The sequence below is a fragment of the Rhizobium anhuiense genome (assembly GCF_003985145.1).
Taxonomy (GTDB): domain Bacteria; phylum Pseudomonadota; class Alphaproteobacteria; order Rhizobiales; family Rhizobiaceae; genus Rhizobium; species Rhizobium anhuiense.
In genome coordinates this window covers 84,949-98,149 of sequence record NZ_ML133524.1, presented here as the reverse complement: position 1 = coordinate 98,149, position 13,201 = coordinate 84,949, and the positions used below count along the sequence as shown (strand labels likewise).

At 61.8% G+C, this 13,201-nt stretch carries 11 protein-coding genes; 3 read left to right on the top strand and 8 right to left on the bottom strand.

Features of this window, described 5'->3' with window-relative positions:
• Positions 1–89: 89 nt before the first annotated feature.
• Positions 90–1,382 (bottom strand): DNA polymerase IV, encoded by a 1,293-nt coding sequence (locus tag EEQ99_RS13760; RefSeq protein ID WP_047616550.1) that lies wholly within the window; start codon positions 1,380–1,382, stop codon positions 90–92.
• Between the two features lie 75 nt (positions 1,383–1,457).
• On the opposite strand from EEQ99_RS13760, the gene EEQ99_RS13755 reads away from it, so the two are divergent.
• Positions 1,458–2,045: a GNAT family N-acetyltransferase gene (locus tag EEQ99_RS13755; protein ID WP_127430618.1), complete on the top strand. Its 588-nt coding sequence runs from the start codon at positions 1,458–1,460 to the stop codon at positions 2,043–2,045.
• Here the strand turns inward: EEQ99_RS13755 and EEQ99_RS13750 are convergent.
• Complete coding sequence (locus EEQ99_RS13750; RefSeq protein ID WP_097543037.1) at positions 2,020–2,694, bottom strand: hypothetical protein; 675 nt, start codon at positions 2,692–2,694, stop codon at positions 2,020–2,022. The genes EEQ99_RS13755 and EEQ99_RS13750 overlap by 26 nt on opposite strands.
• A gap of 2 nt (positions 2,695–2,696) precedes the next feature.
• Positions 2,697–3,005: a DUF3572 domain-containing protein gene (locus EEQ99_RS13745; protein ID WP_047616556.1), complete on the bottom strand. Its 309-nt coding sequence runs from the start codon at positions 3,003–3,005 to the stop codon at positions 2,697–2,699.
• 132 nt (positions 3,006–3,137) lie between these two features.
• Here EEQ99_RS13745 and EEQ99_RS13740 point away from each other — a divergent pair, with 132 nt between their 5' ends.
• Both EEQ99_RS13740 and EEQ99_RS13735 read left to right on the top strand, forming a co-directional pair.
• Positions 3,138–3,509 carry a response regulator gene (locus EEQ99_RS13740; protein WP_003547430.1) on the top strand — a complete coding sequence of 124 codons (372 nt, stop codon included), beginning with the start codon at positions 3,138–3,140 and terminating at the stop codon, positions 3,507–3,509.
• An 18-nt stretch (positions 3,510–3,527) separates the two neighbouring features.
• A complete protein-coding gene (locus tag EEQ99_RS13735; RefSeq protein ID WP_063474317.1) occupies positions 3,528–4,901 on the top strand; it encodes a PleD family two-component system response regulator in 1,374 nt (457 codons plus the stop codon).
• A 749-nt stretch (positions 4,902–5,650) separates the two neighbouring features.
• Here the strand turns inward: EEQ99_RS13735 and rpmG are convergent.
• From rpmG to topA, 5 genes are all read right to left on the bottom strand, one after another.
• A complete protein-coding gene (rpmG, locus tag EEQ99_RS13730) occupies positions 5,651–5,818 on the bottom strand; it encodes a 50S ribosomal protein L33 (protein WP_003587245.1) in 168 nt (55 codons plus the stop codon).
• A 92-nt stretch (positions 5,819–5,910) separates the two neighbouring features.
• The gene (locus EEQ99_RS13725) at positions 5,911–7,095 is read right to left on the bottom strand and encodes an MFS transporter (protein WP_063474318.1); all 1,185 of its coding nucleotides are present in this window, start codon (positions 7,093–7,095) and stop codon (positions 5,911–5,913) included.
• Positions 7,096–7,405: 310 nt separating this feature from the next.
• Entirely contained in the window at positions 7,406–7,858 is a 453-nt protein-coding gene (locus tag EEQ99_RS13720) for a DUF983 domain-containing protein (protein ID WP_047616564.1), read from the bottom strand.
• A gap of 123 nt (positions 7,859–7,981) precedes the next feature.
• On the bottom strand, positions 7,982–10,354 hold the full coding sequence (gene rnr, locus EEQ99_RS13715; RefSeq protein WP_097595131.1) for a ribonuclease R: 2,373 nt from the start codon (positions 10,352–10,354) through the stop codon (positions 7,982–7,984).
• A 1-nt stretch (position 10,355) separates the two neighbouring features.
• Positions 10,356–13,010 carry a type I DNA topoisomerase gene (gene topA, locus EEQ99_RS13710; RefSeq protein WP_097595132.1) on the bottom strand — a complete coding sequence of 885 codons (2,655 nt, stop codon included), beginning with the start codon at positions 13,008–13,010 and terminating at the stop codon, positions 10,356–10,358.
• Positions 13,011–13,201: the final 191 nt, after the last annotated feature.

The window sequence follows — 13,201 nt, the reverse complement described above, 5'->3', positions numbered from 1 at the left end:
TACCCAACCATACGCAATACTGCCCGGCAGATTATGGGACGAAGTTTAAGGAAGATTTTATAGGCCGGGCTTGATGTTGCCCTCACGCGCTAGTGATCGCGCTTGCCGCTGCCGAAGGTGTAGCCGGTCTCGACCGTCTTCGTGCCGAACTTGTCGCGCAGCTTGTCCATCGCCGCTTCGGCGGCCGCCCGCCGGCCCGATTGCTGGTCGATGAGGTCGGGCGGATCTGCGCGGGCGGCGTCGCCGAGATCGGTGACGCCGATGCCGAGCAGTCGGAACTTCGTGCCGTCGGTCTCTTTTTCGAGAAGCTCGAGCCCAGTGCGGAAGATCTTGTCGGCAAGCTGGGTCGGGTCTTCGAGCTTGCGGTTGCGGGTGCGCGATTTGAAATCGGCGCTCTTCATCTTCAGCACCACGGTCTGGCCGGCAATGCCGCTTTTCTTCAGCCGCCAGGAGACCTTTTCGGAGAGGTTGCGCAGGATCGGCACCAGCTCCTCATGACGCGAGATGTCGTCGAAAAAGGTCGTCTCGGACGAAACGCTTTTGGCCGCATCGTTGAGATGCACCTCGCGGTCGTCGATGCCGCGCGACAGCCGTGCGAGCCGCTGGCCGATGCTGCCATAGCGGCGCATCAGGTCGTTCTCCTCCATCTGCTGCAACTGGCCGATGGTGCGGATGCCGTCCGCTTCCAGCGTCGCCGCAAAAGCCTTGCCGACGCCCCAGATCGTGGTGACCGGACGCGGCGCCAGGAATTCGACCGCTTCCTCACGGCCGATGACGGAAAAGCCGCGCGGCTTCTGCAGGTCGGAGGCGACCTTGGCGAGAAATTTGCAGTAGGAAAGCCCGACCGAAACGGTGATGCCGATTTCCTTTTCGACGCGGCGGGCGAATTTGGCGAGCGTGCGCGCCGGCGGATCGTGATGCAGCCTCTCGGTGCCGCCAAGCTCCAGAAAGGCCTCGTCGATCGACAGCGGCTGCACCAGCGGCGTCAGATCCTGCATCATGGTCCGCACCTGCCGCCCGACCCGGACATATTTTTCCATGTCGGGGCGGATGACGATCGCCTGCGGGCACGCCTCCAGCGCCTTGAACATCGGCATGGCCGACCGCACGCCGTGGATGCGGGCGATATAACAAGCGGTGGACACCACGCCGCGTTTGCCGCCGCCGATGATGACGGGCTTGTCGGCAAGTTCCGGATTGTCGCGTTTCTCCACTGCTGCGTAGAAGGCGTCGCAATCGATATGCGCAAGCGTCAATGCGTAGAGTTCACGATGGCGTACGAGACGGGGGCTGCCGCAGGAAACGCAACGGCGCGCCTCGCCCTTCTGCTCGGCAAGGCAGTCGCGACAAAAGCCGGGTGTCTTGTCAGGCGCAGGCGTCATGATGAGAACAAAGATTGAACGCCGGGACATTACGCCTTAAGCTTCCGAGTCACAAGAGACGCGGGAGCTTTGCCTTTGGATAACGACCTTCGTTTCGAACCGGTCACCTCAGAGCGCTGGGACGACTTCGAAATCCTGTTCGGGCCGCAGGGTGCCTTCTATAACTGCTGGTGCGTTGCGTTGCGCCTGCCGCATGCGATCAGGACCGAGATGGCGCCCGACGAGCGCAAGGCGCATATCCGGGAGCGGATCAAGGCAGGCCCGCCGCCGGGCATCCTCTGTTATGCCGACGGCGCGCCGGTCGCCTGGGTGCAGGTCGGGCCGCGTCATGACGTGCCACAGTTCAATTCGCCGCGCACCGTCTCGCGGCCGCTGGAGGAAGACGATGCGCATGATCCGTCCATCTGGGCCGTCAGTTGCTTTTTCCTGCTGCCCAAACTGCGCGGCAAGGGAATGAGCCATCGCCTGCTCGCCGCCGCGATTGATCATGCCCGGCGCCAGGGAGCGCGGCTGCTCGAAGCCTGCCCGATCGATCATGTGAAGCAGTCGAAATCCGTGACGCTCTGCATCGGTTCGACGGCGATCTTTGATGCCGCCGGTTTCGAAACGGTGGCGCGGCGCAAGGACGGCCGTCCGCTCATGCGGCTGGAACTGCGCGAGTGACCGCGCCGGACAGAAAATGCGCCTCGATGAGTTCGGCCACATGCGTCCAGTCCGTAGCGCGGGTAATGTCATCGGCGGCCGCCGGTGCGAAACGATGGACAGGTGAGTTCGGCATCAGATGAATGAGCAGGCAATCGGCGACGTGATCCCTGACGGAATGCAGATTGCGCGCCATATCATCGATGAAGACGACGGGAAGGGAGCGGCTGGCATGCAAGGCGTGAACGATCGGCCCCTTGGGCTGTTCGGTGGCAAGCAGCGGAAAAAGCAGGCCCATCCTGTCGAGCAGGCGACGGCGCTGGTCCTGGAACCGCGGCTGCATGGCCGTCAGGAAAAGCACATCGGCCTCTTCGGAAAGCCGGTCGAGCGTTTCGACGACGCGATCGAGCGGCGTCTGCCACTGCTCCTGCGCTTCGAAGAACTCCTCGATCAGCCGACTGACCTGCTGATCCTCGATCTCCGTGCCATCCGCCTGCGAGACGATGTTGCCGTGAAGCCGGAACGATCGCGGCAGAAACGCATGCCCCTGGCTCTCGAGGAAAAGCTGGAAGGGACCGATGAACTGCAGCACGACGTCGTCGACGTCGCAGACGATCAGCGGCCGTTCGCCGAGGCGAATATGCGAGATGTCGAATTCCCCGGAGGTCACGGTCAGTATTCTCCGGAATCGAGGCCCGGCGAAGAGAAATGCCGCCAGGCGGCGGTCACCGTCTCCGGGCTTATGCCGCTTGCCGCGCAGAAGGCCAAGGCCGTCGGTTCGTGGTTCATCAGGAAATCCATCATGCCGGCGAGAAATCCCGGATCGTTGACGGCGTTGCGCACCTGGCCGGGCGCCACACCCGTCAGGGCGAGAAAGCGGCCGAACATGTCGGGATCGCCGGCAAGCCAGCCGAGCACGGCAATCGCCGTCTCGTGCGGGTCGGCTGCCAGTTGTTTCGATGTCTTGAAGTTGCTTTGCATTTCGCGGGGTAAGTTACCTTTTCTTCAACCAAATACCGGTAGCGTGCGCTATCGGTTTCACGCAGCTTTTGTCCGCATGTGCCTTTCTCATGGGACGAACCGCTGCGCGAACGGACGTAGGGACAGCTTGTCATGCCCAAACAGGTGATGATTGTAGAAGATAACGAGCTCAACATGAAGCTCTTTCGCGACCTCATCGAGGCGTCCGGTTATACCACGATCCAGACCCGAAACGGCATGGAGGCGCTGGATCTGGCGCGCAAGCATCGCCCCGATCTCATCCTCATGGACATTCAGCTTCCCGAGGTCTCCGGCCTCGAAGTCACCAAATGGCTGAAGGAAGACGACGAGCTGCATGTGATTCCCGTCATCGCCGTCACGGCTTTCGCGATGAAGGGCGACGAGGAGCGGATCCGCCAGGGCGGCTGCGAGGCCTATGTTTCCAAGCCGATCTCGGTTCCAAAATTCATCGAGACGATCAAGACCTATCTGGGCGATGCTTGACGCATCGGAAAGACACTTATGACTGCGCGAATACTGGTGGTTGACGATATTCCGGCCAACGTGAAGCTGCTTGAGGCGCGGCTGCTCGCGGAGTATTTCGACGTGATGACCGCAGCCGACGGCTACACGGCGCTGGCGATCTGCGAGCGCAACCAGGTCGATCTCATCCTGCTCGACATCATGATGCCCGGCATAGACGGTTTCGAGGTCTGCGAACGGCTGAAGGCGAGCCAGAAGACAGCCCATATTCCAGTCGTCATGGTCACCGCGCTCGACCAGCCGGCCGATCGCGTGCGCGGCCTGAAGGCTGGCGCCGATGATTTCCTCACCAAGCCGGTCAACGATCTGCAGCTGATCTCTCGGGTGAAGAGCCTGCTGCGGCTGAAGACGTTGAGCGACGAGCTGCGCATCCGCTCCGATACCGCCCATACGATGGGCATCGACGACCTCGCGCGGGCAGGCGAGGGCCGCGCCGATGAGACCGCTCAAGTGTTGCTCGTTGACGGCCGCGCCAATTCGCAGGAGCGCCTCGTCAAGGCGCTGAAGCCGGTCGCCGACGTGCTTGCCCTTTCCGATCCGCAGGCTGCCCTCTTCGAGGCGGCCGAAAGCGCCTTCGATCTCGTCATCGTCAATGCCAATTTCGATGACTACGATCCGCTTCGCCTCTGCTCGCAGCTGCGCTCGCTGGAGCGCACGCGCTTCCTGCCGATTTTGATCATCACCGAGCAGGGCGCGGACGACATGGTGGTGCGCGCGCTCGATCTCGGCGTCAACGATTACATCATCCGCCCGGTCGATCCCAACGAGCTTGTTGCCCGCAGCCTGACGCAGATCCGCCGCAAGCGCTACAACGACCGCCTGCGCGCCAGCGTCAAGCAGACGATCGAGCTTGCCGTCACCGATCCGCTGACCGGCCTTTATAACCGGCGCTATCTCGACAACCATCTGAACGTACTCTTCAACCGTTCGATGGCCCGGGGCCGACCTCTTTCGGTGTTGATCACCGATATCGATCGCTTCAAGCAGGTAAACGACACCTACGGCCATGACGGCGGCGACGAAGTGCTGCGCGAATTCGCAAATCGCGTCCGTTCGACCATCCGTGGCGCCGATCTCGCCTGCCGCTACGGTGGCGAGGAATTCGTCGTCGTGATGCCCGACACCTCGCCGGAAATTGCCGCCACTGTAGCCGAGCGTCTGCGCGCGGCGATCGAAAGCGCTCCCTTCATGCTGAAACACGCCGGCCAAGCGCTGAACGTCACCGCTTCCTTCGGCATCGCCTCGCGGATTGCGGCGGTACTGACCCCGGACCAGCTGATGAAACAGGCGGATCTGGCCCTTTACGAGGCCAAGAATACCGGCCGCAACCGCGTGGTCGCCGCAGCCGCCTGACGAATCAGTTGCCGCCATAGGCACCATTTGCGGGTTTTCCACCGCTGTAAGCCAATCGTTACCGATTTTTAATCTTCGCTTATGCAATGCGGGGCGAAAATTTTGCAACTCAATAGCCCAAAAATGGACCATCGGCGTTGCTGCGGATATGTCGACCTGCGACAGTGTTGAGGATGTCTGGCCGCTGGCTCAAGATGAAATTGAGACTATAAAAAATGCCTGTCGCCGGAAGGGCCAAATAGACTGCGGCGACGTCACCTCACGTAAGGGGAGGGGAGGCGTAAGTTGTTAAGTTATATTGTCGAATTTCTTGGGATGGTCCAACTCTAGGCTTCAAGCCCAAGCAGAGCCGACAAATCTTTGTATGTCCCAAATCTGGACTTTTAACCATAGAATCAGGCTAACAAATTTCACCATTAAGAATTTGTTGATTTTCTTTCATTTCTGCGCAAATTATCGGCTCATAAGAGAAGCGCTCCCGTTGAGGAGTTGTCGATACCCCATGATGCTCAGGTCCGCCGCATCTCCTGGGTCGTGGGGTCGGTCGGCTAGTAGGCAAGTTATAGCGGTTCCTCGTGCCGTTTTGCATGCTGGCCGACCCCCTTTCACAAAAACGCCGTCACTTCCCGAAGATGGAAGGGCGGCGTTTTGTCTGTTTGCGCTATCATCTCTCAAAGACGATCATCCGGACAATAAAAAACGCGCAACCCGAAAGCGCGCGCTTTTTTGAAATCCGTCAGCTCAAGCGATTACTTGATCTTGGTTTCCTTGAACTCGACATGCTTCTTAGCAATCGGGTCGTACTTCGTCTTCGTCATCTTGTCCGTCATCGTACGGCTGTTCTTCGTCGTGACGTAGAAGAAACCGGTGTCGGCTGTCGACAGCAGCTTGATCTTGATTGTTGTAGCCTTGGCCATGGTCGTCCTGCCTTTAAGAAAATGAAAGCCGTGGAAGCCGGATGGGCTCCACGGCAAATTCTGGCGCGAAACTACGAATCCAGCCCGAAAAGTCAAGTCCGTTTTCGAATGAACATCAGTCTGATGCCGGAAAGTAGCGCGTACAGGCCGAAGAAGGCGGCAATCGCCCAGGCAAAACCATTATTTCCAGCGACATCGATCGCCGCGCCGATCGCCTGCGGCCCGGCCACGGTTCCCATCGCATAACAGAAGACGAAGGCAGCATTGGCCGCCGCAAGGTCGGAACCCGTCAGCCGCGAGCCGAGATGGCTGAGTCCGACCGTATAGAGGCCGGAGACGCAGCCGCCCCAGAAAAGCAGGAGCCCGGCCATCAGCAGCCAGTTGTCGACCAGCAGCGGCAGCATCATCGAGCCGATGAACCCCATCAGCGCCATGGCAGCCAGAAGCGGCCGCTTGTCGCCGATGCGGTCGGAGAGCAGGCCGAGCGGGATCTGAAAGATGACGTTGCCGACACCCATCATGGTCAGCAGAAGTGCTGCCTGCGATTCGGTGAAATGGGCGCGCACGGCAAAGATCGGGAAAAGCGACAGCCCGCCCGCTTCGACCGCGCCGAAGATGAAGACCGCCGCCGTCGCCGTCGGCACCAGGAAGACGTAGCGCATGAAATGCAGCTCCGGTTTTTCCTCGAGCACCGGGCTTTCGTCGCGGGCGATGAAGATCGGGATGGCGGCAAGCAGGATGGCGGCGGCGCCGATCAGGAAGGGGAAGATGCCGTCGCTGCCGAGGATCGAAAAGAGCAGCGGCCCGGCCGCAAAGCCAAGGGAAAGCACCGTCGCGTAGATGCCGAGCACGAAGCCGCGCTTGGAAGGCGGCGAAGCGGCATTGATCCAGAATTCGGAGAGGATGAACAGCGTCGTCGTCGCGCCATGGAAGGCGAAACGCAGCGGAAACCACATCCAGAAATCCTCGGCGTAATAAAAACCGAGCGCGCTCAGCGCCGAAATCAGCACCGCCCAGAGCATCGTCGGCGCAACGCCGTATTTATGGGCAAGCTTGGTGGTGATTGGTGCGGCGGCCATCGCCGCAACCCCGGCCATCGCCGTGTTGAGCCCGATCAAGGTGGACGAGATGCCGCGTTTTTCGAGGATGATGCTGAGAAGCGGGAGTCCGAGGCCGATTGCTATGCCGACGGCTGATATGGACGAGATGGCTGCCACCAGAGAAGGCCAATGGATTTCCTCGACATCGCCCGGTGTGCCGTTTCTCGGCTGAGACATTTATCCATCCTTAGAAAGCTACGCGAGCGAACCGGCCTGTCACCTCGCATAGAAAGACACAGGCGTGCCAAATCCAGGTGACGGGCAGCGTTTCGCAGTATTTCCGATGTGAGTGACCACCTGCGGAATGTGAAGCCTGTTCAGACAAGAAAAGCGTACCATGTCAAGTCGTTGAGGATCGTCGGCTGCCGCGTTCGGGTGGTGATCGGTGGAGCGCTGGCACTACACGTTAAATATGTCTGGAAGGTGAAGGCGCTAAAGTGCGTCGCGATCTTTCAGATTCGCGGCTCGCGCTTTTGCTCGACATGCTCTAATCCGGCCGGCCGGGGATGTCATAATCGTCCGCACCATCACTCTCCCCGCCGAAACCGTGCATGCGCAGCGCCCACTGCAGGCCGATGACGCCGCCCTTGATAGGCTGGATCGAGGCGAGCGCTGTGATGACGGTGATCGGCGCCCAGATGGCAAGGTGCACCCAGACCGGCAGCACGAAAGTCAGGTCGGTCAGCATATAGCCGCCGACCACGACGTGGCCAAGGACGAGAATGACGATATAGGGCGGCAGGTCGTCGGCGCGTTGGTGATGCATCGCCTCGCCGCAGGCCGCGCAATGATCGACCGGTTTCAGGAAGGCGCGAAAGAGCTTGCCGTTACCGCAGGCCGGGCAGCGGTTCATCAGCCCGCGCATGACCGAGCGCCCAACCGGACGCTCGACCTCGGGCGCATCTCCGTAGCGGACCGCCGGATCGGTCGGTGTGATCATCGCCTGTTCCTCTTTCGGACATAGAGCCCCGTGCGTCCTTTCGGACGCACAAAGAACGCTCTAACTCTTTCAATCCTTGCATCGCGCTTTTCGAAAATCGATTCCGATTTTCGAGCCGGTGGGCTAGTGCCGTCCGCGCGGCGGCCTCGTTCCGGGTTTCTTGCGGACCTGGCCCCTGTCGCGGCGGCCCGCTTTGTGGAAGGAGCGCACCGCCGTCGGCATCTCGCGGCCCTCGCTGATCATCTCGAAACGCAGCGCGCCGGCAAGCGGGATCGCTTCGGCAAGCTTCACGGTGACGCTGTCGCCCAGGCGATAGCCGAGCCCCGTTCGTTCCCCCGACAGCGCCTGATGCGCCTCGTCATAGATGAAATAATCGGTGCCGAGCGTAGATATAGGGACGAAGCCGTCGGCGCCATAGTCCGGCAAGGCGACAAAAAGCCCCGATTTCGTCACGCCCGAGACCCGCCCGGCAAATTCCTCGCCGACGCGGCCGCTCAGATGATGGGCGATCAGCCGGTCGACCGTCTCGCGCTCGGCGGCCATGGCGCGGCGCTCGAAGGTCGAGATTTCGGCGGCGATATCGTCGAGTGCCGCCTCTTCGTCGGGCGTAATGCCGCCTTCGCCGAAGCCCAGCGAACCGACGAGGGCGCGATGCACGATGAGATCGGCGTAGCGGCGGATCGGCGAGGTGAAGTGGGCGTATTTCATCAGGTTGAGGCCGAAATGGCCGATATTCTCGGGACCGTAGATCGCCTGGCTCTGCGAACGCAGCACCATCTCGTTGACCATCGTCTGGTGCGGCGTACCGTCCGCCTTCGCCAGAATGCCGTTGAAGCTGTTGGCGCGCATATTGCCGCCCTTGGCAAGCGAGATGCCGAGTGTCGCCAGGAACTCGCGCAGGATTTCTTGCTTGGCGAGCGTCGGGCCGTCATGGATGCGGTAGATCAGCGGCTGGCGTTTCTTTTCCAGGGTCTCGGCGGCGCAGACATTCGCCTGGATCATCATTTCTTCGATCAGCTTGTGCGCATCGAGCCGCGGCGGCACGAAGACCCGGTCGACCGTGCCGTCGGGCTTCAGCAGGATCTTGCGCTCCGGCATGTCGAGTTCCAGCGGCTGGCGCCGGTCGCGTCCGCGCTTCATCACCTCATAGGCGTGCCAGAGCGGCTTCAGGATCGGCTCGAGCATCGGTCCGGTCTGATCGTCCGGCTTGCCGTCGATCGCCGCCTGCGCCTGCTGGTAGGAGAGCTTTGCGGCGCTCTTCATCATGATGCGATGGAAGGTGTGGCCGATCTTGCGGCCTTCCGCGGAAAAGCTCATGCGCACGGCGAGCGCCGGGCGGTCGACGCCTTGCTTCAGCGAGCAGAGGTCGTTGGAGATGCGCTCCGGCAGCATCGGCACGACGCGATCCGGGAAATAGACCGAGTTGCCGCGCTTCAGCGCCTCGCGGTCGAGCGGCGAATTGGGGCGGACATACCAGGAAACGTCGGCAATCGCGACGGTGACGAGGACGCCGCCGGGATTGTCGGGCGAGGGGTCGAGCTCGGCATAGACCGCATCGTCATGGTCCTTGGCGTCGGCCGGATCGATGGTGATCAGCGGCACGTCGCGCCAATCCTCGCGATGCGACATGTTGGCAGGCTTGGCGTCATCCGCCTCGGCGATGACCGCAGGCGGGAAGACATGCGGGATGCCGTGTGCATGGATGGCGATCATCGAGATCGCCTTTTCCGAACCGACGGAACCGACGACGGAAAGCACCTTGGCGCGCGGCAGGCCGAAGCGGCCTAGACGGGCGACTTCCACTTCGACCAGGTCGCCGTCCGCGGCGCCGCCGGTGAAGTCGGGATCGATCACCATTTCCTCGCCGCGCCGTTCGATCGGCAGCAGCCGGCCACCGCCGCCGGGTGCGGTGCGGAAGACGCCCATCGAGGCGCCGCGGCGCCTGTCGATCACCTTGATGATCCGCGCCGTATAGGCCGGCCCGCCGCGATCGACGGCCGGGAAGATCTTTGCCAGGATGCGGTCGCCGAGGCCGGCGACGGGCGCCTTGCCCTTGCCCTGGCGGCCTGCGGGCGATTGCTGGCGGATGGCGACGGCGGGTGCGACGCCCTGGTCTTCCGGCCATTCCGCCGGCCGGCCGATCAGATCGCCATCCTTGTCGCGCGTGGTGATATCGAGAACGGTGACGGGCGGCAGCGCACCGGGACGGATCAGCGACTTGCGGTTCTTCTGCAGCATGCCTTCCTGCTCGAGTTCCTGCAGCATGTGCTTGAGCTCGACGCGGTTGTCGCCCTTCAGGCCGAAAGCCTTGGCGAGTTCGCGTTTGGAGGCTTTCTGCGGATGATCGGCGATGAAGCGCAGGATCACCTCGCGCGAAGGCAGGGCGCCGTGGACGATGTTCAGCGGCTCGACGGCGGGAGCATCCTTGCCCGGGCGGCCTGTCTTGCCGGGGCGCTTGCCCGCGGGATTTGTTCTTTCGCGCGGTATCCTGCTCACGTCAGCCCTTTTTCGATTTCGCCGGCGCTTTCGCCTTCGTTGCCTTCGGCTTGGCCGCCGTCTTGGTGGTCTTGGCTTCGGCGGCCGCCGCCTTCGGCTTGGCCTTCGCCTTTGCCGTCTTGCCTGCAGGCGCCTTGCCGGCCTTTTCGGTGATCAGCGCGAGCGCTTCCTCGACGGTGATCGCCTGCGGGTCCTTGCCCTTCGGCAATGTCGCATTGACCTTGCCCCAATTGACGTAAGGTCCGTACTTGCCGTCGCGAACGGTGATGGGGCCGCCATCAGGATGATCTCCAAGCGTCTTCAGCGCCGCCGGTGTCCCACGCGAACCTCGGCCCGGCGCCTGGTTCGCCTTTTCGGCGATGACGGTCACGGCACGGTTGAGGCCGACCGAGAACACGTCCTCGACGGTTTCCAGATTGGCATAGGAGCCATCATGCAGGAGGAACGGCCCGTAGCGGCCGATGCCGGATGAAATCATTTTGCCCGATTCGGGATGTTTGCCGATATCGCGCGGCAGCGAAATCAACGCCATCGCCTTTTCATAGTCGATATCCTCGGGCTTCCAGCCCTTCGGCAGCGAGGCGCGTTTGGCTTCCTTGCCGTCGCCGCGCTGGATATAGGGACCGAAGCGGCCGGAGCGCAGCGTCAGCTCCTCGCCGGTCGTCGGATCGGTGCCGAGGTTCTTCGGCTCGTTGAGGGCAGCACCGTCCGCCTCTCCGCCGTTTTCGGAAGAGAGCTGGCGGGTGTAGTTGCATTCCGGATAGTTCGAGCAGCCGACGAAGGCGCCGTATTTGCCGAGCTTCAGCGACAGGTTGCCGGTGCCGCAGACCTGGCAGATCCTGGGATCGCTGCCATCCTCGCGCTTCGGGAAGACGAGCGGCGCCAGCGCCTCGTTCAGCGAATCGAGCACGTTGGTGACGCGCAGCTCCTTGGTGTCCTCGATCTGGGCGAAGAAATCCTTCCAGAAATCGCGCAGCACCTGCTTCCAGTTCAACTCGCCGGCGGAAATCCGGTCGAGCTTCTCTTCGAGATCGGCGGTGAAATCGTATTCGACATATTTGGTGAAGAAGCTTTCGAGGAAAGCGGTCACCAGCCGGCCCTTGGCCTGCGGGATCAGCTTGCGCTTGTCGATCGTCACATAGTCGCGGTCGCGCAGCGTCGCCAGCGTCGCGGCATAGGTGGAGGGGCGGCCGATGCCGAGTTCTTCCATCTTCTTGATCAGCGAGGCTTCCGAATAGCGTGGCGGCGGCTCGGTGAAATGCTGCGTCGAATTGATCTTCTGCTTGGCGAGCGTCTCGCGTGCATTGATCTCCGGCAGGCGGCCATCCTCGTCGCCGTCGTCACTCTGCTCGCCGTCCTCCTTCTGGTCGGTATAGGCGGCGATGAAACCGTCGAAGCGGATGACCGAACCGACGGCGCGCAGCCCGGCCTTCTCGCCCTTGTTGTCGGCGGTGATTTCAGCCGTCGTGCGCTCGATTTCGGCCGACGCCATCTGGCTGGCGATGCCGCGCTTCCAGATCAGGTCGTAGAGGCGGATCTGATCGGCATCGAGGAATTTGCGCACGCGGTCGGGCGAGCGGTAGAAATCGGTCGGACGGATCGCTTCGTGCGCTTCCTGAGCGTTCTTGGCCTTGGTGGAATAGAAGCGCGCCTTCTCGGGCATATAGCGCTCGCCGAACTGGTCGACGATGGCGCGGCGCGCCGCATCGATCGCCTCGGGCGCCATCTGCACGCCGTCGGTTCGCATATAGGTGATGAGACCGACCGTCTCGCCGCCGATATCGACGCCTTCATAGAGCTTCTGGGCGATCTGCATGGTGCGCGAGGCGGAGAAGCCGAGATTGGAGGAGGCGGCCTGCTGCAGGGTCGAGGTCGTAAACGGCGGTCCGGGATTGCGCTTGACCGGTTTCGCTTCGACCGAGTCGACGATATAGCTTGCGCCTTCGAGCAATGCCTTGAGCTTGCCGGCATCCTCGCCGTTGCCGATCGCGCGCGGCTGCAGCCGTTTGCCATTCGCCGAAACCAGCCTGGCCTCGAACTCGTCGCCGCGCGGTGTCTTCAGAAGGGCTGAGATGTTCCAGTATTCTTCCGAAATGAAGCGTTCGATCTCGGATTCACGGTCGCAGACCAGGCGAAGCGCCACCGACTGGACGCGGCCGGCCGACCGGGCGCCGGGCAGCTTGCGCCACAGCACCGGCGAAAGATTGAAGCCGACCAGATAGTCGAGCGCGCGCCGCGCCAGATAGGCGTCGACCAGCGGCACGTCGATGTCGCGCGGATCGGCCATCGCGTCGAGCACCGCCTTCTTGGTGATGGCGTTGAAGACGACGCGTTTGACCGGCTTGCCGTTCAGCACGCGCTTCTTGTTCAGCATATCGAGAACGTGCCAGGAAATCGCTTCGCCTTCGCGATCCGGGTCGGTCGCGAGAAAAAGGCCGTCGGAGGATTTCACCGCATCGGCAATATCCTTCATCCGCTTTGCGGAGGCGCTATCGACCTCCCAAAGCATTTCGAAATCCTGATCAGGAAGAACTGAGCCGTCCTTGGCAGGCAGATCGCGCACATGGCCGAAGGAGGCGAGCACTTTGTATCCCGGACCCAGATACTTGTTGATCGTCTTGGCCTTGGCAGGCGATTCCACCACTACAACATTCATGATGATTCTCTAAAAAGGAAACGACGCCAGCGTTGAAGCCAGCGCGACACACACCGAAAGATGGATCCCGGCCCTCCGACATGGACAGGGAAATCGCCGCGGTCAAGGGGTTTGCTACAATTTTAGTTCTTGCATCCGGTGCAGCCGAAGGGAGTGTATCGGGGAAATGCAATCTTAGATAGGTTGTCGAA